This window comes from Pseudomonas sp. Z2-11, from assembly GCF_054161305.1.
Genome location: NZ_CP096395.1, coordinates 603,201 through 624,196, shown reverse-complemented (window position 1 = coordinate 624,196; position 20,996 = coordinate 603,201). Strand labels below are relative to the sequence as shown.

14 protein-coding genes and 2 tRNA genes are annotated in these 20,996 nt (G+C 61.1%); 4 read left to right on the top strand and 12 right to left on the bottom strand.

Going from position 1 to position 20,996, the window contains the following annotated elements:
• Positions 1–52 precede the first annotated feature (52 nt).
• The 11 genes from M1E16_RS02630 to rnr form a co-directional block, all read right to left on the bottom strand.
• The gene (locus tag M1E16_RS02630) at positions 53–3,346 is read right to left on the bottom strand and encodes a transglutaminase family protein (RefSeq protein ID WP_458129121.1); all 3,294 of its coding nucleotides are present in this window, start codon (positions 3,344–3,346) and stop codon (positions 53–55) included.
• Positions 3,347–3,521: 175 nt separating this feature from the next.
• On the bottom strand, positions 3,522–3,983 hold the full coding sequence (locus M1E16_RS02625) for a hypothetical protein (RefSeq protein WP_458129120.1): 462 nt from the start codon (positions 3,981–3,983) through the stop codon (positions 3,522–3,524).
• On the bottom strand, positions 3,980–4,900 hold the full coding sequence (locus M1E16_RS02620) for an NAD synthetase (protein ID WP_305497176.1): 921 nt from the start codon (positions 4,898–4,900) through the stop codon (positions 3,980–3,982). The genes M1E16_RS02625 and M1E16_RS02620 overlap by 4 nt, the downstream gene beginning before the upstream one ends.
• A gap of 302 nt (positions 4,901–5,202) precedes the next feature.
• The gene (locus M1E16_RS02615) at positions 5,203–7,503 is read right to left on the bottom strand and encodes a YgiQ family radical SAM protein (protein WP_434696032.1); all 2,301 of its coding nucleotides are present in this window, start codon (positions 7,501–7,503) and stop codon (positions 5,203–5,205) included.
• A gap of 206 nt (positions 7,504–7,709) precedes the next feature.
• Positions 7,710–9,107, bottom strand: a complete 1,398-nt coding sequence (gene dnaB, locus M1E16_RS02610; RefSeq protein ID WP_014336312.1) for a replicative DNA helicase — start codon at positions 9,105–9,107, stop codon at positions 7,710–7,712.
• 117 nt (positions 9,108–9,224) lie between these two features.
• The gene (gene rplI, locus M1E16_RS02605; RefSeq protein WP_003186385.1) at positions 9,225–9,671 is read right to left on the bottom strand and encodes a 50S ribosomal protein L9; all 447 of its coding nucleotides are present in this window, start codon (positions 9,669–9,671) and stop codon (positions 9,225–9,227) included.
• A gap of 18 nt (positions 9,672–9,689) precedes the next feature.
• Positions 9,690–10,583 carry a hypothetical protein gene (locus M1E16_RS02600; RefSeq protein WP_458129119.1) on the bottom strand — a complete coding sequence of 298 codons (894 nt, stop codon included), beginning with the start codon at positions 10,581–10,583 and terminating at the stop codon, positions 9,690–9,692.
• A 36-nt stretch (positions 10,584–10,619) separates the two neighbouring features.
• A complete protein-coding gene (gene rpsR, locus M1E16_RS02595; RefSeq protein WP_002551829.1) occupies positions 10,620–10,850 on the bottom strand; it encodes a 30S ribosomal protein S18 in 231 nt (76 codons plus the stop codon).
• A 28-nt stretch (positions 10,851–10,878) separates the two neighbouring features.
• On the bottom strand, positions 10,879–11,307 hold the full coding sequence (gene rpsF / locus M1E16_RS02590; protein WP_003186395.1) for a 30S ribosomal protein S6: 429 nt from the start codon (positions 11,305–11,307) through the stop codon (positions 10,879–10,881).
• A 304-nt stretch (positions 11,308–11,611) separates the two neighbouring features.
• Complete coding sequence (gene rlmB, locus M1E16_RS02585; protein ID WP_434569997.1) at positions 11,612–12,373, bottom strand: 23S rRNA (guanosine(2251)-2'-O)-methyltransferase RlmB; 762 nt, start codon at positions 12,371–12,373, stop codon at positions 11,612–11,614.
• Complete coding sequence (gene rnr / locus M1E16_RS02580; RefSeq protein WP_458129118.1) at positions 12,370–14,988, bottom strand: ribonuclease R; 2,619 nt, start codon at positions 14,986–14,988, stop codon at positions 12,370–12,372. Before rnr ends, rlmB begins: the two co-directional genes overlap by 4 nt.
• A 226-nt stretch (positions 14,989–15,214) precedes the next feature.
• On the opposite strand from rnr, the gene M1E16_RS02575 reads away from it, so the two are divergent.
• From M1E16_RS02575 to M1E16_RS02560, 4 genes are all read left to right on the top strand, one after another.
• Positions 15,215–15,301: transfer RNA gene (locus M1E16_RS02575), tRNA-Leu, on the top strand.
• A 175-nt stretch (positions 15,302–15,476) separates the two neighbouring features.
• A tRNA-Leu gene (locus M1E16_RS02570) sits at positions 15,477–15,563 on the top strand.
• A gap of 284 nt (positions 15,564–15,847) precedes the next feature.
• On the top strand, positions 15,848–16,858 hold the full coding sequence (locus M1E16_RS02565; protein ID WP_434696035.1) for an extracellular solute-binding protein: 1,011 nt from the start codon (positions 15,848–15,850) through the stop codon (positions 16,856–16,858).
• Complete coding sequence (locus M1E16_RS02560) at positions 16,858–18,423, top strand: ABC transporter permease (RefSeq protein WP_458129117.1); 1,566 nt, start codon at positions 16,858–16,860, stop codon at positions 18,421–18,423. Before M1E16_RS02565 ends, M1E16_RS02560 begins: the two co-directional genes overlap by 1 nt.
• 525 nt (positions 18,424–18,948) lie before the next feature.
• On the opposite strand, the gene M1E16_RS02555 is transcribed toward M1E16_RS02560, so the two are convergent.
• Positions 18,949–20,883 (bottom strand): methyl-accepting chemotaxis protein, encoded by a 1,935-nt coding sequence (locus M1E16_RS02555; protein WP_434626372.1) that lies wholly within the window; start codon positions 20,881–20,883, stop codon positions 18,949–18,951.
• Positions 20,884–20,996 lie beyond the last annotated feature (113 nt).

The following is a 20,996-nucleotide window of genomic DNA, read 5'->3' as shown; positions in this document are numbered from 1 at the left end:
TGGGGTTGCTGCGCAGCCCAGCGGGAGCAAGCTCCCTCGCCACAGGGTAAATCTATCGCTTCAATGCCCCTTGGAAGCGTCGCAGATCGAGAGTGAAGGGAAATTCGTCATCCGTTGCCAGGTTCGGTATCGGAAGTTTCCCAGGCGTGTGTCCGATCCGGAAGAAACGCGCCATCCGCCGGCTTTCCGCTTCGTTGGCGTTGACCGGCAGGCTGTCATAGTTGCGCCCGCCCGGATGCGCCACGTGGTACTGACAGCCGCCCAGCGAACGTTGCATCCAGGTGTCGAGCACATCGAATACCAGCGGCGCATGGACCGGGATGGTCGGTTGCAGGCAGTTGGCCGGTTGCCAGGCGCGGAAACGTACCCCGGCGACGAACTCACCGACTCGACCGGTGGGTTGCAAGGGTACCGGTACGCCGTTGCAAGTCAGCAGATAACGTTGTGGCGCCAGGCCGCTGAGCTTGACCTGCAAGCGCTCCAGGGACGAGTCCACGTAGCGTACGGTCCCGCCCGCCGTGCCCTCCTCTCCCAGCACATGCCAGGGTTCCAGCGCCTGACGCAACTGCAGCTCGATACCATTGACCGCGTAATCGCCGACCTTGGGAAAGCGGAACTCCAGGTGCGCGGCGAACCACTCGGCCCGCAGCGGATAACCGGCGACATTGAGATCGTCGATGACATCGGCAAAATCCTGCTCGATGAAATGCGGTAGCAAGAAGCGATCATGCAGCTCAGTACCCCAGCGCGCCAGTTTCGCCGGCGCGTAGGGTTCACGCCAGAACCGCGCCACCAGCGCCCGCAGCAGCAACTGCTGGGCCAGGCTCATGCGGGCGTGGGGCGGCATTTCGAAAGCGCGCAGCTCCAGCAAGCCGAGACGCCCGGTGGCGCCGTCCGGTGAATAGAGCTTGTCGATGCAGAACTCGGCGCGGTGGGTATTACCGGTCACGTCGATCAACAGGTTGCGCAGCAATCGGTCCACCAGCCAGGGCGGGCACGCTTCGCCAGGCTCGGGCATTTGCGCGAAGGCGATCTCCAGTTCATATAACGCGTCGTTGCGCGCCTCGTCCACGCGGGGCGCCTGGGACGTCGGGCCGATGAACAGTCCGGAAAACAGGTAGGACAACGACGGATGGTTATGCCAGTAGCTGATCAGGCTGCGCAGCAAGTCGGGACGACGCCGGAAGGGCGAGTCAGCCGGCGTCGCGCCGCCCAGGACGAAATGGTTACCGCCACCGGTGCCGGTGTGTCGACCGTCGATCATGAATTTTTCGGTGGTCAGCCGGTTCAGCCGCGCCTGCTCGTAAAGAAACTCGGTGCGCTCGACCAGCTCATCCCAGGTCGCCGACGGTTGCACGTTGACCTCGATGACGCCCGGGTCAGGCGTGATGCGAAAATTGCTCAGGCGCGGATCGCTCGGCGGCTCGTAGCCTTCCAGCAGCACAGGGCAGCCCAGTTCTTCGGCTGTCGCCTCGATGGCGCCGACCAGTTCCAGGTAATCCTCGACCCGCTCCAGCGGCGGCATGAACAGATAGAGCCGCCCTTCCCTGGCCTCGGCACAGAACGCAGTGCGCGTCAGCCAATCGGCCGATTCGTCGATCTTCGGCGCGCGCTCCTGTTCCAGGGCCGGCTCGCCGTGATGGGTGAGCTGCTCGGTGCCAGGCAACTCGGGCAAGTCCTGGTTCGGGTCGGTGGGATGGATGAAGGGATACTCGGCTGCCGTCACCCATGGCTGCGCCGCCAGCGGCAAGCGATAGCCCAGCGGCGAATCGCCCGGCACCAGCCGACAATGGCTGTCGCGCAAATACCAGCGGCCGCTTTGCCATTGATCGCCCTTGGCGGTGCGCGCCAGCGGCAGGACCTGGCCGACCACTTTGTCCAGGCCCTGGCTGAAGACCTTGCGCAACCGCGCCCGCTCCAGGGGATCCTCGAGCCGAGGGTCCTCGGCTGTCACGTTCGAAGGCAAGTTGCCCTCGCGCCAGAGGTAATGGAAATTATCTTCGTAAGCCGCGAAGACGAACCGCGCAGGAATATTCAGGCGTTCGGCGACACTCGCCAGGAAGCGCCCGGCCAGCTCGCCATCGGCGCCGTAGTCCTGCTGTTCGTCGGCGATCAGCGCGTTGTCGCGCCAGATCGGCACGCCGTCACGCCGCCAATAACAGTTGAGCGACCACCGCGGCAGTTGCTCGCCGGGGTACCACTTGCCCTGGCCGAAGTGCACCAACCCCTCGGGCGCGTAGTGCTTGCGCATGCGCTGGAACAACTCGGCGGAGAGGCGACGCTTGTCCGGGCCGAGCGCTGCGGTATTCCACTCGGCGCCGTCCGGATCGTCGATGGAAACGAAGGTCGGCTCGCCGCCCATGGTCAGGCGCACGTCGCCCTCCAGCAGGTCGCTGTCGATCTGCCGGCCCAACGCCTGGATCGCCTGCCATTGCTCTTCGGTGTATGGCTTGGTGACCCGTGGCGCCTCCCAGATTCGCTCGACGGACATTTCGTGGCTGAACTGGCACTCGCAAGGTTCCACCAGGCCGCTGATCGGCGCTGCCGAGGACGGATCGGGACTACACGCCAAGGGGATATGCCCTTCGCCGGCGAACAACCCGGACGTGGCGTCCAGACCGATCCAGCCGGCGCCGGGCAGGTACACCTCGCACCAGGCGTGCAGGTCGGTGAAGTCCACTTCCGTACCGGACGGACCGTCGAGGCTTTTCACATCGGCGGTCAGTTGGATCAGGTAACCGGAGACAAACCGCGCCGCCAGGCCCAGATGACGCAACAGTTGCACCAGCAGCCAGGCCGAATCCCGGCAGGAACCGGACGCATGCTCCAGGGTGTGCTCCGGCGTCTGCACGCCGGGCTCCATGCGGATCAGGTAACCGATGTCTTCGCTCAAGCGCTGGTTCAACCCCACCAGGAAGTCCACCGCCGGCAGCGGCGTGCGGTCGATGCCGTCCAGATAAGCCTTGAACTTCGGCGTCAGCGGCAGCTTTTCCAGATAGGGCATCAGCTCGTGTTTTTCGTCGGCCGCATACGTAAACGGAATTTTCTCGGCGTAGGGCTCGAGGAAAAAATCGAATGGATTGAACACTGCCATCTCGGCGACCAGATCGACCTCGACCCGCAGCTCATCGGTCTTTTCCGGGAACACCAGCCGCGCCAGGTAATTGCCCTGAGGGTCTTGTTGCCAATTGATGAAGTGCTGATCGGGCGAGACTTTCAGCGCATACGAAAGAATACGCGTACGGCTATGGGCGGCCGGGCGCAGGCGCACGATCTGCGGACCGAGTTCGACAGCGCGCTCGTAGCGATAGTGTGTGACATGGTGCAAAGCGACATGGATCGACACGGCGTGCCTCCTGCGGAGCCTGGGCGTTATCGAAAGCGGCGCAAGACTTATGCCATGCAGGCAGGTCGGACACTTTCTACGTCTACTCAGGGCAGTAGAGCACTAAAACCGCGCGATGCCTGTATTGATCTGCAAAGGCCGCACATAAATGCGGCGCGGGCGGTAGCAAATCGACTCAACGGCGCGGGCGCGAGGCCTTGGCGGATTGGATGATGCGTTCGCGCTGGTGGCGGATCTCGACGAGCTTGCGGCGCATTTCCCGGTGGCGTTTGCTGTTGAGCAGCAACAGAGCAACCAATGGAAAAAATAAACTCAAACTGTAGATCAGCGAATCAGGTCGATATTCGATAGTGGGTAATACACATAAAAAACACAACCCAGGCACCCCTACCAACGGCCATACCCAGAATGGGCGTCCGCGCGCAATCATGAAGTTGCAATGCACCACAACAAGCGTAAGCGTGATGCCCCCCCAGAAAGACCACTTCACGTTATCCGCCATTGATAGCGTCCCAAAATAGCTATCAAAAAACAGTGGAACAGCAAAAACCAAAGAAAAAATCGATGCGAATATCGCGCCCATGAAGACCGGAAAATATTGCGATAGAAATTGGCGGATGCTGGGCTGGACACTCACTCCTCAATCTCCTCATACAGCCCTACAGCAATAGTCCGGACATTCCCAGAAATCGCGCTTCCGGTGAAGCCGATGGCAGCTCCCAAAGCATCCCGAATCTGCGTGACCGTGGCATGCCTGATTTGAGTAGACGTAAAACGCTTGGGTAGCTCGCCAGACAGTTGTTTCAATTTGAGCAATTTGGAGGTCAAGCGCGGGTCATTGATACTCAGCAATTCTTTGGTGAGTTTGGCTCGCTCCTGACGATTCAATCCCCGAAGTACTTCCCGCACACTTTTGCCCGTCGCAGCTTTGTTCAATCTGACCAGTTTGAGCGTCGTCAGCGACGATGCTCCAACCCCAACCAACGACGCAGCGTCCAGTGCGATCATGGTGTACTGGTACCACTCTTCACTATCGAGCTGATCATTTCGGGCGGGGTTAACCATTTCATTGCGCATGCGATAACCGCTGGTAAAACACTGCGCCGTGCTGGCCGCAGCGGCGGTGTAACCCAGAACAGCGATTGCAGTGCTGGCCCCCGCAGAGAATGGAATAGCAACGGAACCGCTGAGTACCACTACCCAACCGATAACGGCCCCAGCGCACGACAACGAGGTATTGATCGCTTCGCCAACCAGTCGTGATTCCCGTGGATTGTCCTGCACCTGCTGAGCAAACTGAGCCGGCGCAATATATTTCTGCGCCTCGCGCAAAATGATTCGCTTTGGCTTGATGCTGCAAATGGGCTTGAACTCACGCAAAGTCACCACGTTGAACTCAGCGTCGATATACACCACCCCGGCCCCGACGATGCCGGGATCGGCGTCAATGGCGGCAAACAATCGTGGCAGGTTGATCTGGCTTTCGATGCGCTGGCGAGCCATTCGCTGGGAAATGCTGTTATCCATGCCGATGCCCGGCAAAGGGGTACTCATATGAATCGTCCTTGAGAATCGGAAAGTGGGCCTTTATCCACATTGAACACCTGTGGCGAGGGAGCTTGCTCCAGCTCGGCGGCGAAGCCGTCGTAAACCGGCCGGCACGGTCTGCCCGGGAACATTGCATGGGGTTGTTTGGGGCCGCTTCGCAGCCCAGCGGGAGCAAGCTCCCTCGCCACAAAAGCTATGTTATCCGCCGTTACGCCGTTGGCGGGCGCCACGATAACAAACGGCCAGCACTGCCGCTAGAAAGCAAAACGCCAGCACTCAGGCTGGCGTCTTGCGATTGGGCGGGACGATCAGCGCGGCACAACCGGCTTGCGCGCAGGCTTCGGTCCCTTGCCCTTGGCCGCATCCTTGCGCTCCTTGGCAGCCTGCTGATTACGGGCGAACGCAGCGGCCTTGGCTTGCTCGCGTTTATCCCAGGCATTGCCGCCGTCACTGGCCCGCGGCGGCAGGCCGGTGTGCTGGGTCAGGATCTTGGTGGTCTCCTTACCGACCTTATGGCTGCCAGCCGGGGTCGAGTTCTTGCGACGGGCACTCTGGTAGCTGTCGGTGGCAGGCTGGTGCAACGGAATCAACTGGTTCTTGCCCGGGCCGATCAGGTCGGCGCGGCCCATGCGGGTCAGCGCTTCGCGCAGCATCGGCCAGCCTTTCGGGTCGTGATAACGCAAGAACGCCTTGTGCAGGCGGCGCTGCTCTTCGCTCTTGACGATGGTCACCGCGTCGCTCTTGTAGGTGACCTTGCGCAGCGGGTTCTTGCCCGAGTGGTACATCGCGGTGGCCGTAGCCATCGGCGACGGATAGAACGCCTGCACCTGGTCGGCCCGGAAGCCGTTGCCCTTGAGCCACAGCGCCAGGTTCATCATGTCTTCGTCGGTAGTGCCCGGGTGAGCCGCGATGAAGTACGGAATCAGGTACTGCTCTTTCCCGGCTTCCTTGGTGTACTTCTCGAACATCCGCTTGAATTTGTCATAGCTGCCGATGCCCGGCTTCATCATTTGGTTGAGCGGGCCTTCCTCTGTGTGCTCCGGGGCGATCTTCAGGTAACCGCCGACGTGGTGGGTCACCAGCTCCTTGACGTACTCCGGCGACTCGACCGCCAGGTCGTAACGCAGGCCGGAGGCAATGAGGATCTTCTTCACCCCAGGCAACGCACGGGCGCTGCGGTACAGCTGGATCAGCGACGAGTGGTCGGTATTGAGGTTCGGGCAGATGCCGGGGAACACGCAGGACGGCTTGCGGCACGCGGACTCGATTTCCGGGCTTTTGCAGGCGATGCGGTACATGTTCGCGGTCGGGCCGCCGAGGTCGGAAATGACCCCGGTGAAACCAGGCACCTTGTCGCGGATCTCTTCGATCTCGCGAATGATCGACTCTTCCGAGCGGTTCTGGATGATCCGGCCTTCGTGCTCGGTGATCGAGCAGAAGGTGCAGCCACCGAAGCAGCCGCGCATGATGTTCACCGAGAAACGGATCATCTCGTAAGCGGGGATCTTTTCCTTGCCATACGCCGGATGCGGGACACGCGCGTAAGGCATGCCAAACACGTAGTCCATTTCCTCAGTAGTCATCGGAATGGGCGGCGGGTTGAACCAGACGTCGACTTCGCCGTGCTTCTGCACCAGGGCACGGGCGTTGCCCGGGTTGGTTTCCAGGTGCAACACGCGGTTGGCGTGGGCATACAGCACCGCGTCGTTGCGCACCTTCTCTACCGATGGCAGGCGAATCACGGTCTTGTCGCGGGTCATCCTCGGGCTCGCCAGGATCTGTACGACCTTGGCTTCGCTCGGGTCCTCGACCGGCCCCTTTTCCTGCTCGATGGCGCAGGCAGCGGTGTCCTGGGTATTCACGTACGGGTTGATGATCTTGTCGACCTTGCCCGGACGGTCGATGCGCGTGGAATCGACTTCGTACCAGCCTTGCGGCGTGTCGCGGCGAATGAATGCGGTGCCGCGCACGTCGGTGATGTCTTCGATCTTGTGGCCGTAGGACAGGCGCTGGGCCACTTCGACAATCGCCCGCTCGGCGTTGCCATAGAGCAGGATGTCGGCGCAGGCGTCGATCAGGATCGAGTTGCGCACCCGGTCCTGCCAGTAATCGTAGTGGGCGATGCGGCGCAGGGACGCTTCGATACCGCCGAGGACGATCGGCACATGCTTGTAGGCTTCCTTGCAACGCTGGCTATAGACCAGGCTCGCACGGTCCGGCCGCTTGCCCGCCAAACCGCCCGGCGTGTAGGCGTCATCGGAACGGATTTTCTTGTCGGCGGTGTAGCGGTTGATCATCGAGTCCATGTTGCCGGCCGCGACACCGAAGAACAGGTTGGGCTCGCCGAGCTTCATGAAGTCGTCTTTGGACTGCCAGTTCGGCTGGGCAATGATGCCAACGCGAAAGCCCTGGGCTTCCAGCAGGCGGCCAATGATCGCCATGCCGAACGACGGATGATCGACGTAGGCATCACCGGTCACGATGATGATGTCGCACGAATCCCAGCCGAGCTGATCCATCTCCTCCCTGCTCATCGGCAGGAACGGCGCCGGTCCGAAACATTCGGCCCAGTACTTGGGATAATCGAATAATGGCTTGGCTGCTTGCATGTCGATGACCGGTATAGAAGATGAAAAATCGCGGGCGCGGAATATAGCACAAAAAATAACCAATTGTGGCGAGGGAGCTTGCTCCCGCCCGGCTGCACAGCAGCCGGATCCCCCGCACATCTGGATTACATGTGCAAACTGGGGGCTGCTACGCAGCCCAGCGGGAGCAAGCTCCCTCGTCACAAAGGCGGGTCAAGCGAACAGATTTACTCGTCATCATCAAAATTGTAGCTACCCGGCGCCAGGTTTTCGAAGCGCGTGTATTTGCCGATAAACGCCAGGCGGATGAAGCCGATCGGCCCGTTCCGCTGCTTGCCGATGATGATTTCGGCGATGCCCTTGTGTTCCGTCTCGGGGTGATACACCTCGTCACGGTAGACGAACATGATGACGTCGGCGTCCTGCTCGATCGCTCCGGATTCACGCAAGTCCGAGTTCACCGGACGCTTGTTGGGGCGCTGTTCCAGGGAACGGTTCAACTGCGAAAGGGCAACGACTGGGCAGTTGAATTCCTTGGCCAGGGCCTTGAGGGAACGGGAGATCTCGGAAATCTCGTTGGTCCGGTTGTCGCCGCTAGAGCCGGGGATCTGCATCAACTGCAGGTAGTCGATCATGATCAGCCCGACCTCGCCGTGCTCACGCACCAGGCGGCGGGTTCGGGCGCGCATCTCCGACGGGCTGATACCTGCGGTATCGTCGATGAACAGCTTGCGGTCGTTGAGCAGGTTCACCGCCGAGGTGAGGCGCGGCCAATCGTCGTCTTCCAGCTGGCCGGAACGGACCTTGGTCTGGTCGATACGCCCGAGGGACGAAAGCATACGCATGATCAGCGATTCGCCTGGCATCTCGAGGGAGTACACCAACACAGCCTTTTCACTGCGTAGCACGGCGTTTTCCACCAGGTTCATCGCAAAGGTGGTCTTACCCATGGACGGCCGGCCGGCGACGATGATCAAGTCGGACGGCTGCAGGCCGCTGGTCTTCTCGTCGAGGTCGGTGTAGCCGGTGGATAGGCCGGTAATGGCGTTGTCAGTGTTGAACAAGGTGTCGATGCGGTCGATGGCCTTGGTCAGCAGGTCGTTGACGCTCACCGGGCCGCCGGTTTTCGGCCGCGCCTCGGCGATCTGGAAGATCTGCCGCTCGGCTTCGTCGAGAATCTCAGCGGCGGTGCGACCTTCCGGGTTGAACGCACTGTCGGCAATCTCAGTGCTGATGCCGATCAACTGGCGCAAGGTCGCCCGCTCGCGCACGATCTGGGCGTAAGCCTTGATGTTGGCGACCGACGGCGTGTTTTTCGCCAGTTCGCCGAGGTAACCGAGGCCGCCGACCTGGGATGTCTGACCTTCCTTGTCCAATTGCTCGGCCAGGGTCACGACGTCGATCGGCATGTTCTGATCGGCCAACTTGGCGATCGCGCGGAAAATCAGGCGGTGGTCATGCCGATAGAAATCGCCGTCGGAGACTTGATCAAGCACGCGTTCCCAGGCGTTGTTGTCCAGCATCAGACCACCGAGCACGGCCTGTTCGGCCTCGATGGAATGCGGAGGCACCTTCAAGGCAGCGGTTTGCAGATCGTATTGCTCGGGGGCGGTGATTTCGTTCATGGCCACGTCAGGTTATGAAAATCAGGAATTGCAGAAAGACAAAGGGCACGACCTGTAGACAGGATCGTGCCCGATGTTACCGGTTGGCGCCCGAGGGTGCCAACCGACAGGTGTTGCTTAGGCTGCTACCACGACAACGCGTACGGTGGCTTCAACTTCGGCGTGCAGGTGCACGGCTACGTCGAATTCACCTACGTTGCGGATGGTGCCGTTCGGCAGACGAACTTCGCTTTTCGCAACTTCAACGCCGGAGGCGGTCAGTGCGTCAGCGATGTCGTGAGTACCGATCGAACCGAACAGCTTGCCTTCGTCGCCAGCGGTGGCAGTGATGGTCACTTCCAGCTCGGCCAGTTGGGCAGCACGGCTTTCAGCCGATGCCTTACGGTCTGCGGCGGCTTTTTCCAGCTCAGCGCGACGCTCTTCGAACGCAGCCAGGTTGGCAGCGGTCGCAGCGGTGGCTTTGCCGAAAGGCAGCAGGTAGTTACGGCCGTAACCGGCCTTAACGTTTACTTTGTCGCCCAGGTTGCCCAGGTTGGCGATTTTTTCCAGAAGGATCAGTTGCATGTGAAAATCCTCTAACTTTTAACCTTCACCGTTCGCGTTGTCGGCGTCTTTCGGCGCCATACGACCGCGAAAATCAATCAGGCTGTCGACGATGGCCAGGACCACCAGCAACGGATAGATCAGCTGCATGAACAGCAACAACGTGACGTACAACCCGACCAGCCAGAACCTGGCCAGTCGCTTTTGCGCCACAAGCCCGTGAATCAGGGCCAGGGCGGCAAACACCAGCGGTACACTGCACAACGGCGTGAGCATGGCCATCTGCGGACCGAAATTCGGCCCCAGGAGCATGCCCGCCAGCAGTAACATCGCCAGCCCGAGCGGGAAACGAATGGCGCGAAATTCGCGACCAAAACCACCCGGGTTGTACAACAACGCTTGCCAGTAGCGCCCGATAATCAGGCTCAGCACACTGACGATTTGCAACAAGGCCGCAATCAGGCCGGTCAGGACCGGTGCGATCAGGGACGCGAAACGCGCCTGCTCCTCTGCCGACATCTGTTGGTAGAGATCACCGAGGGCCTCGGGCAGGATTTTTATCAAAGCCTGCGAGAGCATCTCGATCTGGGGCGCGAAAGCCACCCCGAGCACCACTGAAAACACCACTCCCATCGCTATGCTGACCAGCAGCACGCGGTTCCAGGATTCGCTGGCGCGCAACATCAACGCCAGCGCCGAAGACCCCAGCAGCACCATCAGTGCCCGCGGGTCAGCGGAATACAACCACCAGAGCAAGGCCGGCAGCAGTCCCAGAGCAAGAACGCCAAGGGCGTCCCTCAATCCGCGCCGCAGGAGTACGAGACTCACCGCGGCAGCACCCAACCAATACAACAACGGCAATGCCGCGCATCCAGCCACTACGAGAGTGGCCTGCATACGACCGCGCATGATGAACTCAGCTAAGGCGCGCATGCATTCAATCCTTTGCTACGTATCGACTGCCCGGTCTCAGCGGCCGTGGCTGTCGGTGTAGGCCAGCAGGGCCAGGAAGCGGGCGCGCTTGATAGCGGTGGCCAGCTGACGCTGATAACGTGCTTTGGTACCGGTGATACGGCTTGGAACGATTTTGCCGGTCTCGGATACGTAGGCTTTCAGAGTGTTGAGATCTTTGTAATCGATCTCTTTCACGTCTTCAGCGGTGAAGCGGCAGAATTTACGACGACGGAAGAAACGTGCCATGTGATTGGCTCCTTAAAAGGTCCGTGGATTACTCGTCAGCGTTATCGCTGTTGTCGCTGTCGCTATCGCTGTCATCGCCATCGGCGCTGTCAGAGTGCTCAGGACGGTCGCGACGCTCACGGCGCTCACTGCGGTTTTCTTCAGCCTTGAGCATCTCGGATTGGCCGGTGACGGCTTCTTCGCGACGGATGACCAGGTTACGGATCACTGCATCGTTGTAGCGGAAGTTGTCTTCCAGCTCGGCCAGGGCCTTGCCGGTGCACTCAACGTTCAGCATCACGTAGTGAGCCTTGTGAACATTGTTGATTGCGTAGGCCAGTTGACGACGGCCCCAATCTTCCAGACGGTGGATTTTGCCGCCGTCTTCTTCGATCAGCTTGGTGTAACGCTCAACCATGCCGCCGACTTGCTCGCTTTGATCCGGGTGGACCAAAAAGATGATTTCGTAATGACGCATGAATGCTCCTTACGGGTTGTAGCCTGCCGCTCAAAAACGGTCAGACAAGGAGTGAATGACACTTATGGACTTGAGGACGCTAGACACATAAGTGCCTGCCATCACAGCAAGGGGCGCAATTGTAGAGAAGGGTCGAGGGCGGCGCAAGGCAATTGGCGATTATTTGAACAACGCCGTTCCTTGCCCTACACAAAACATTGTGGGAGCGAGCTTGCTCGCGATAGCGGCGTGCCAGGCGACATTTCCATCACTGGCAGGCCCTCATCGCGAGCAAGCTCGCTCCCACATTCTGACCGCGTCTGGATCAGGGCTTTTTGGCGGCAGCCTTGGCCCCACGCTGGCGCTGGGCTTCGAACAGGCACACGCCGGTGGCAACCGAGACGTTGAGACTGCTGACACTGCCGGCCATCGGCAGCTTGACCAGGTAATCGCAATGCTCGCGGGTCAGGCGGCGCATGCCCTTGCCTTCGGCGCCCATGATCAGGATGGTCGGGCCGGTCAGGTCCTGGTCATAGATGCTGACCTCGGCCTCGCCCGCCGTGCCGACGACCCACAAGCCGCGCTGCTGGAGTTTTTCCAGGGTGCGCGCCAGGTTGGTCACGGCCACCAGTGGGATCACTTCCGCCGCGCCGCAGGCGACTTTACGCACGACCGGGGTCAGGGTGGCCGACTTGTCTTTTGGCACGATCACCGCTAACGCCCCGGCGGCATCCGCCGAACGCAGGCAGGCGCCGAGGTTGTGCGGGTCGGTCACGCCGTCCAGCACCAGCAGCAACGGCGCGCCCTCGGTGCGATCGAGCAACTCGTCGAGCATCGCCTCGCCCCAGACCTGACTCGGGCTGACTTCGGCCACGACGCCCTGGTGCACGCCTTCAACCCAGGCGTCCATCTCACGCCGCTCGGCCTGGCCGACCGCCACGCGATTTTCGCCCGCCAGCTCGATCAACGTCTGGACACGCGGATCGCTGCGTCCTTCCGCCAACCAGATCTGCTTGACCCGCTTGGGGTGGTGACGCAACAGCGCCTCCACGGCATGCACACCGTAGATTTTTTCCAGCTGACTCATGACTTGCCCTTGGGTTTACGCGTCCCGCCACTTTTGGCTGGGGACGAGCCCGCTTTCGGCGGACCTTTACGGTGCTTGCTCGGCTTGCTGGTCGCCTTGTCCGGGGTCGACCTTCCGGTCTTTCCCCCAGACGCCGCTTTACCACCGTTCTTGGCTTCGGCCAGCAACGCCTGTTTCATTTCACGGCTTTTGCGCAACTCGGCATTTTTCGCCGCCGCATCGCTCGGGCGATAGGCCTCGACGGCCTTCTCCTTGGCCGAACCGCGGCGCCCCGACTTGGCCGGGGCAGGCTCGGCGGCGGTCTTGGTTGCTGGCGCAGCCGTTTCGGTGCCGCGCTTCTTGCGACCGATCGGCGCGCTGATGGTTTTTTCGGCCATCTCGAAGTCGATCTTGCGCTCGTCCAGGTCGACGCGCATCACCCGCACTTCAACGGTATCGCCAAGACGGAAGCTGCGACCGGTGCGCTCGCCCGCCAGGCGGTGATGCACAGGATCGAAGTGGTAGTAGTCGCCCGGCAGCGCGGTGACATGCACCAGGCCTTCGACGTAGATGTCGGTCAGCTCGACGAACAGGCCGAAACCGGTCACGGCGGTGATCACGCCCGGGAAAGACTCACCCACGCGATCCTTCATGTACTCGCACTTGAGCCAGTTCACCACGTCGCGGGTCGCTTCGTCGGCACGCCGCTCGCTCATCGAGCATTGCTCGCCGAGCTGCTCCAGGGCCGCCTCGTCGTACGGGTAGATACGCGCCTTGGGGATGGTCATCGCACCGGCACGCTTGACGTGCGGGGTGTCCATCTTCGAGTGGATCACGCTGCGAATCGCCCGGTGCGTGAGCAGGTCGGGGTAGCGACGGATCGGCGAAGTGAAGTGGGTGTAGGCTTCGTAATTCAGGCCGAAGTGGCCCTGGTTGTCGGCGCTGTACACCGCCTGGCTCAGCGAACGCAGCATCACGGTCTGGATCAGGTGGAAATCCGGACGATCCTTGATGCTTGCCAGCAAGGCCTGGTAATCCTTCGGCGACGGACCTTCCTTGCCCTTGTGCAACGACAGGCCAAGCTCGCCCAGGAATGCCCGCAATTTTTCCAGACGCTCTGGCGGCGGACCGTCGTGGACGCGGTACAGCGCAGGAATTTCATGCTTCTTCAGGAACTCGGCAGTGGCCACGTTGGCCGCCAGCATGCATTCCTCGATCAGCTTGTGGGCGTCGTTGCGAATCGTCGGACGGATCTCGGCGATCTTGCGCTCGGTACCGAAGATGATCCGGGTTTCCTGGGTTTCGAAATCGATCGCGCCCCGCACGTGACGCGCCGCCAGTAATACCTTGTACAGCGCGTAGAGCTGCTTGAGGTGCGGCACCACGTCGGTGTACTCGCCGCGCAGCTTGCGCGATTCGGCGAGTTTCGGCGTTTCCAGCATCGCACTGACCTTGTTGTAGGTCAGGCGGGCATGGGAATGGATCACCGCTTCATAGAAGCAGTAGTTGGTCATCTCGCCGGATTTGGAGATATCCATCTCGCAAACCATGGCCAGGCGATCGACCTGGGGATTGAGCGAACATAGGCCGTTGGACAACTGCTCGGGCAGCATCGGCACGACGCGCTCGGGGAAATACACCGAGTTGCCGCGCACCTGGGCCTCGGCATCCAATGCAGAGCCGAGCTTTACGTAGCTGGAGACGTCGGCAATCGCCACGTACAACTTCCAGCCGCCGGAGAACAAGCGCAACTTGCCTGGCTTGGCTTCGCAGTAGACCGCGTCGTCGAAGTCCCGGGCGTCTTCGCCGTCAATGGTGACGAACGGAAGATGACGCAGGTCGATGCGCTTCTCTTTGTCCTTCTCTTCGACTTCCGGCTTGAGCTTGGCAGCTTCCTTGAGCACCGCCTCAGGCCAGACGTGGGGGATATCGTAAGTGCGCAGGGCAACGTCGATTTCCATGCCCGGAGCCATGTAGTTGCCGACCACTTCCACCACGTCGCCTTGCGGCTGGAAGCGCGGGGTTGGCCAGTGGGTGATTTTCACCTCGACGAACTGACCGACCTGGGCGTTGGCGTTGCGGCCCGGCGTCACCAGCACTTCCTGCTGGATCTTCGGGTTGTCGGCGACGACAAAACCGATGCCGCCCTCTTCGAAATAACGACCGACAATGGTCTCGTGGGCACGAGACACCACTTCGACGATCACACCCTCACGACGCCCACGGCGATCCAGGCCGGAGACACGGGCCAGGGCGCGGTCGCCGTCGAACACCAGGCGCATCTGCGCCGGGCTCATGAACAGGTCGTCACTGCCGTCATCCGGAATCAGGAAGCCGAAGCCGTCGCGGTGCCCGGCAATACGACCCAGGATCAGATCGAGCTTGTCGACCGGCGCATAAGTGCCACGGCGGGTATAGATCAGTTGAGCGTCGCGCTCCATGGCGCGCAGACGGCGGCGCAGGGCCTCGAGCTGGTCCTCGGTGGTCAGACCGAATTCTTCGACCAACTGCTCACGGCTAGCAGGCGAACCCCGATCGGCGAGATGCGCCAGGATCAGTTCGCGGCTAGGAATAGGGTTTTCATATTTTTCCGCTTCACGAGCGGCCTCGGGATCGAGGGACTGCCAATCGGCCATTAGAGAGTTTTCACCTTGTCTATATGCGGGTTAGTTTGGCATAGGCGTAATGAAACGGGAAATTTCAAGCGTCAGATGCCTTTTCTAAAGCCTTTTGACACGCCTTTAAAGCCTGTGATTGCACCGCTCGTGAAATTTAGCTTTTTTTTTGCACCGAGGGGTTTACAGTTAAAAACACGCTCCGTATAGTGCGCGCCATCGACGACGCACACACGTTGTCGATATTGCCCAGATGGTGAAATTGGTAGACACGCCAGCTTCAGGTGCTGGTGACCGCAAGGTCGTGGAAGTTCGAGTCTTCTTCTGGGCACCAATTTCAAGCAGCAGATAATGTCTGCGAGCTTTTACAAAAACCCGCGAAAGCGGGTTTTTGCATTTTTGTCCCCGTCGTTTCGTTTTGGCAATTACCAAAACAAAAACAGGGGTTTACAGATCAAAACGCGCTCCGTATAGTGCGCGACATCAACAGCGGCAACGCTGAAGATACTGCCCAGATGGTGAAATTGGTAGACACGCCAGCTTCAGGTGCTGGTGACCGCAAGGTCGTGGAAGTTCGAGTCTTCTTCTGGGCACCAATTCAAGCTTCAAGGTTTACGTACCTTGAACCTCACAAAAACCCGCGAAAGCGGGTTTTTGCGTTTCCGGGCTAGAGGCCCTGTGGCGAGGGAGCTTGCTCCCGCTGGAGGGCATAGCCCTCCCCATCAATTCATCAGACGTCTGGGTGCTGCTGCGTAGCCCAGCGGGGACAAGCTCCCTCGCCACGCAGACTCCCCCACTTATCGTCAAGACGCACATGAGAAACAATATCGTTTATCATTGTTACAAGTTTTTGCTACACGACAGTGAGGAACCCCCGCGAATGATGTTTCGAACCACCCTGCGCCGCGCCCTGACCTGCACCCTGCTCGGCCTGACCCTCGCAACGCCCCTCACCCAAGCCGCCGACAAGGTGGAACTGACTCTTTACAACGGCCAGCACAAAGAAGTTGGCGATGAACTGGCCAAGGCCTTTGAGGCCAAGACCGGCATCCACGTCAACGTGCGCAAGGGCAGCAGCAACCAGCTCGCCAGCCAGGTTGTCGAAGAAGGCGAGCGCTCCCCTGCCGACGTGATCTACACCGAAGAGTCGCCGCCCTTGAACAAGCTCGGCGAGCAAGGGCTGCTGGCGGAGATCGACGACGCCACGCTCAACGTACTACCCAAGGATTATGTTGCGAGCAATGGCACCTGGATGGGCGTGACCGCCCGCGTGCGTGTGGTTGCCTACAACCCCAAACTGATCGACGAGAAAGATCTGCCGAAAACCGTCCTCGATTTCGCCCAGCCGCAATGGCAGGGCAAGGTCGGCTTTGTACCAACCAGCGGCGCGTTCCAGGAGCAAGCCGTCGCCATCATCAAGTTGCACGGGATGGACGCCGCCGAGGAATGGCTCACCGGGCTACGCGCGTTCGGCAAGGTCTACAGCAACAACATGGTTGCCCTCAAGGCCGTGGAAAACGGCGAAGTGGCGACGGTCCTGGTGAATAATTACTACTGGTTCGCGCTGCAGCGAGAGAAAGGCCAGCTCGACTCCAGGCTGCACTATTTCACCGGAGGCGATGCCGGTGGCCTGGTGACCGTGTCCAGCGCTGCCGCGCTGAAATCCAGCAAGCACCCCAAGGAAGCCCAACAACTGCTCGCCTACATGGCCAGTGAAGAAGGCCAGCGCGTGATTACCCAGACGTCCGCCGAGTACCCGCTGCACAAAGGCATGGTGTCGGACCGTGGCCTCAAGCCGTTCAGTGAACTTGAACCGCCAAAGGTCACCCCGGCCGACCTCGGCAATGCTGAAGAAGCCCTGGAGCTGGAACGTGAAGTCGGCCTGAACTGATGACACCGTCGCTGAACGCTCCCCCTGCCGCGGGGAGCTATATTCCCCGGCGCAAGCGCCCGTCGATCGGTCTGCTGCTCCCGGTTCTGCTGCTGGTGCTGCTGAGCGCGTTGCCGCTCCTGTATGTCATCGCGAAGGCCTGGCAGGCCGGTTGGACAGAAGCATTGCACTTGCTCTGGCGGCCTTATGTATTCGGCCTGCTGCGCAACACCTTGGCGCTGATGATCGGTGTCACGCTGGCCTGTGGCGTGATCGGCCTGTCGCTGGCCTGGCTTTTGGAGCGCAGCGATCTGCCGGGACGCAGGGTCTGGGGCGTGATCCTCTGCCTGCCATTCGCAGTGCCGGCGTTTGTCAGCAGCTTCACCTGGGTATCGCTCAGCGCGCAATTCGAAGGACTGGGCGGGGCCATCCTGGTCATGACGCTGTCCAAATATCCGCTGATTTTCCTGCCGGTGGCGGCAACGCTACGCAATCTCGATCCCTCTCTCGAGGAGTCCGCACGAACCTTGGGGCAAAATCGCTGGGGCGTGTTTTTTCGCGTCACCCTGCCATTGCTCTGGCCTTCGCTGCTGGCCGGCTCACTATTGATTGCCTTGCACATGCTGGTGGAGTTCGGCGCGTTGTCGATCATCGGACTGCAAACGTTTACCACCGCGATCTATCAACAATTCGAGCTGGAGTTCAGCAACGCCAATGCCGCCATGCTGTCAGCGGTGCTGTTGGTGCTTTGCCTGGCACTGTTGTGGCTGGAATTGCGCGTGCGCGGCAAGGGCCGCCACGTACGCACCGGACAAGGCGCGGCACGCCGCGCGGAACAGGTACGGCTCGGCCCCTGGGCGTTCCTCGGCCAGCTGTATTGCGCGGCATTGACGGTCATTGGCAGCGGTATTCCGCTGGGGATGCTGGTGTATTGGCTGGCGGTGGGCACTTCCGCCGCCTTCCCGGTGGGCGAGATCGGCGAAGCCCTGCTGTCATCCCTGGCGCTGTCACTGGGCGGCGCCGCGCTGTGCCTTGTACTCGCGGTGCCGGTCGGCCTGCTGGTGGTGCGTCACAAGGGGCGCCTGGCGCTATGGGCTGAACGCCTGCCTTATTTGCTGCATGCACTGCCAGGCCTGGTAATTGCCCTGAGCCTGGTGTATTTCGCGCTGCACTATGTGCCGGCGCTCTATCAGACCTCGGGTTTGCTGCTGATTGCCTACGCGCTGCTGTTCCTGCCGCTGGCCCAGGCGCCGGTGCGCACGGCGCTGAACAAGGCCGCGCCGCAGCTGGAAGAGGCGGCTCGCACGCTGGGGGCTTCTTCTTTCAGTGCGTTTTGCCGGGTGACCTTGCCGATTATCTTCCCGGCGCTGGGGGCGGCATTTGCGCTGGCGTTCCTGGACGCGATGAAAGAACTGACTGCTACTTTGCTGCTCAGCCCGACCGGGCTCAACACCCTGGCGACAGCGGTCTGGGCACATACCTCGAACGTCGAGTTTGCGGCAGCGGCGCCTTACGCGGCGCTGCTTATCCTGGTGTCGGGGTTGCCGGTCTATTTGCTGACGACGCGGATGTATCTGAGCCGCTGAAATCGCTTTCGCGAGCAGGCTCGCTCCCACAGGGGCTTGTTGCGCATGTGGATGCAATGAACACTGGAGATCAGCGTGGGAGCGAGCCTGCTCGCGAAAGCGGTGGGTCAGCTTGCATCAGCATTGAATGTGCCGCCTTCGCGAGCAGGCTCGCTCCCACAATGGGATTGGAATACAACCGAAGAGCCAGGTCGGCTGTCAGGCCGCCTCGCCGTGGATGTTGATCTCGGCGCCCCGTTAACCACGCTGGCCGAACGCAGGTATTGCGCAGTGGGCATCCCGGCATGGATGCCGGGATAGCCGCGCTGGGCCAGGGACGGCCCTTCGCGGCGGGCCCACGGAGCAATGCCGTAGTGAGGGCATGCCGAGCCCAAGCGAGGCACCGAGTGGTGGGGCAAAAGCGTTTTGCTTACTTTTGCGCTTCATAAAAGTGAGCCGCCGTCAGGGCGGAACCCTAAGCAGCCGTTACTACAGCAACGGATATGTACCCGGTCAAACTGTCAGCCCGTCATCGCCTCCACCTGATCAGGCCCTGAACTGCCCCAGGCTCGCCTTCAACTGCGCCGCCAGACTGTCCAACACCTTGCCGCTGGCAGTGGTCTCGACCACCGCCTGGGCGGCTTTTTCGGCCTGGGCGTGGATGGTTTCCACCCGTCCGCGCACCGCTTGGGCGCCCTGGGCCTGATGCGCCGCTGCCTGGGTCGCCAGGCCGATGGCCGCGTGGACCTGCTCGACCGAAGCCTGCACTGATTGCTGCAGGCGCGCGCTGTCTCGCAGCACCGCCAGACCCTCGTTCGCTTGTCGTCCAGCCTGGCCAATCGCAGCCACCGCTTCGCGCGCACCTTGTTGCAAGGCGACGATATGCGCCTGGATGTCGCCGGTCGAACTCTGGGTCTTGCTGGCCAGTGCCCGCACCTCGTCCGCCACCACCGCAAATCCGCGCCCGGTTTCGCCTGCCCGCGCCGCTTCGATGGCCGCGTTCAGGGCCAGCAGATTGGTTTGCTCGGCGATGCCGTGGATGACCGTCAATACCACCTCGATCTGCTCGCTCTGCTGGGCCAGCCGCTCGATGACCTTCGCCCCGGTGTCGACCTGTCCGGCCAGCGCTTCGATCAAGCCGCCGACCTTGGCCGCGGTGCGGGTCGTTTCATCGGTGGCCTGGCGGATCTCCACCACCTGCTGCAAGGCCGCCTGCATCGCCTGGCTTTCCGATTGCGCCTCATCAGCCATCTGCGACAACGCCCGCAGGCTCTCGGCCACTTCGTCGCGCTGCATGCCGGCCGCCGCGTCGGCGCCGGAGTTGCGCAGGGTCATTGCGCCGATTTCCTGGCCGGTGCGCTGGGCCACGTCACCCGCTTCACGCACGATAGGTTGCAATTTGTCGACAAAACGATTGACCGCCGAAGCCATGTCGCCAATTTCATCCTTGCTGCTGATCTGTACACGCTTGGTCAGATCGCCCTCGCCCGCCGCCAGGTCGTTCATCGCTGCAATCAACAGCTTCAAGCGATTGACCACTCGCCGCCCCAGCACCACGGCCAGCAATGCCAGCACGCCGAACCCAACCAGCGCCAGGCCCAGGCCGATGCGCCAGCGCAACGTTCCCGCGGCCTCCTGCACGGTGGCGGCGGTATTGGTCTGCATTTGCGTGGCGGTTGCCTGCGCCGAGCCCAGGCGGCCACGCATGGCGGTGGCGCTGTCGGCGGCTGCGCCCTTGAGGCTGTCACCGACCAATTGGTCACTGCTGGCGATCAATGCGGAGAAGCGCTGGTCCAGCGCTTTCAGATCGGTTTCCACCGAGGCGGTAGAAACGCCCATCAGCACTTTGCCAATTTCCACACCGTTGGGGTTGATCGACGCTTCGAGGTAATAGACCGACGGGTCGTTCTTCGCCGCGTCCAGCACCTTGTCCAGTGCTCGCTCGCCCTTGCCTTTTTCCAGCAGGGCCTTGTTGATCGGGTTTTCACGGTTCAGATAACGAGTCAGGTGTTCGCCGGCAGCGTCGTCATAGATGACGAACAACACGTTGGGATTGCGCTGGGCGCGGCGGGCGAATTCGGAAAGGGTCGGCACGTCGCTGTCCCACATGGCGCGAGGCGCGACCGAGGCCAAAAGCTGCGCCATATCATTGGCGGAATCCCTCAGGTCTTTTTCCAGAGTCGCACGCAAATGGGCCTGCTCTTCCTTCAGCCGCGAGGACAAACCGGCGTTCAACCGTTGGCGGGTGCTGGCGGAAAGGCTATCGAGGCTGGAGGTGACTTCACGCCCGGCCTGCTCCAGCTCACCGGAGAGTTTCTGGCTGTCAGCCCCAAGGCGCGCGTTCAGGTCGGCCTCCAGCGCAGTGACCGTGCTTCGGGTCAGCGCAACGGCGACCAGTACCTGCACCAAAAGGGCAATACCGAGCGTAACGAAAACAGGCCGCAGCAAACGGCTTTGTAACAGTGAGAGAACGGCCGACACAGGGGAATCCCTCTACTAACGCCAGTAAATTGATGGCACTTCACAAGAAGTACTTATTATCAAGGGTGCGTAGCAAAGGTCGTGCCGTCTGACAGACAGAGACGACAAAGGAC

Coding starts and splice junctions, on each gene's coding strand:
- M1E16_RS02620 (WP_305497176.1), bottom strand. CDS start 4,900: ATGAGTACCCCTTTGCCGGGCATCGGCATGGATAACAGCATTTCCCAG.
- M1E16_RS02615 (WP_434696032.1), bottom strand. CDS start 7,503: ATGCAAGCAGCCAAGCCATTATTCGATTATCCCAAGTACTGGGCCGAA.
- dnaB (WP_014336312.1), bottom strand. CDS start 9,107: ATGAACGAAATCACCGCCCCCGAGCAATACGATCTGCAAACCGCTGCC.
- rplI (WP_003186385.1), bottom strand. CDS start 9,671: ATGCAACTGATCCTTCTGGAAAAAATCGCCAACCTGGGCAACCTGGGC.
- M1E16_RS02600 (WP_458129119.1), bottom strand. CDS start 10,583: ATGCGCGCCTTAGCTGAGTTCATCATGCGCGGTCGTATGCAGGCCACT.
- rpsR (WP_002551829.1), bottom strand. CDS start 10,850: ATGGCACGTTTCTTCCGTCGTCGTAAATTCTGCCGCTTCACCGCTGAA.
- rpsF (WP_003186395.1), bottom strand. CDS start 11,307: ATGCGTCATTACGAAATCATCTTTTTGGTCCACCCGGATCAAAGCGAG.
- rlmB (WP_434569997.1), bottom strand. CDS start 12,373: ATGAGTCAGCTGGAAAAAATCTACGGTGTGCATGCCGTGGAGGCGCTG.
- rnr (WP_458129118.1), bottom strand. CDS start 14,988: ATGGCCGATTGGCAGTCCCTCGATCCCGAGGCCGCTCGTGAAGCGGAA.
- M1E16_RS02565 (WP_434696035.1), top strand. CDS start 15,848: ATGATGTTTCGAACCACCCTGCGCCGCGCCCTGACCTGCACCCTGCTC.
- M1E16_RS02560 (WP_458129117.1), top strand. CDS start 16,858: ATGACACCGTCGCTGAACGCTCCCCCTGCCGCGGGGAGCTATATTCCC.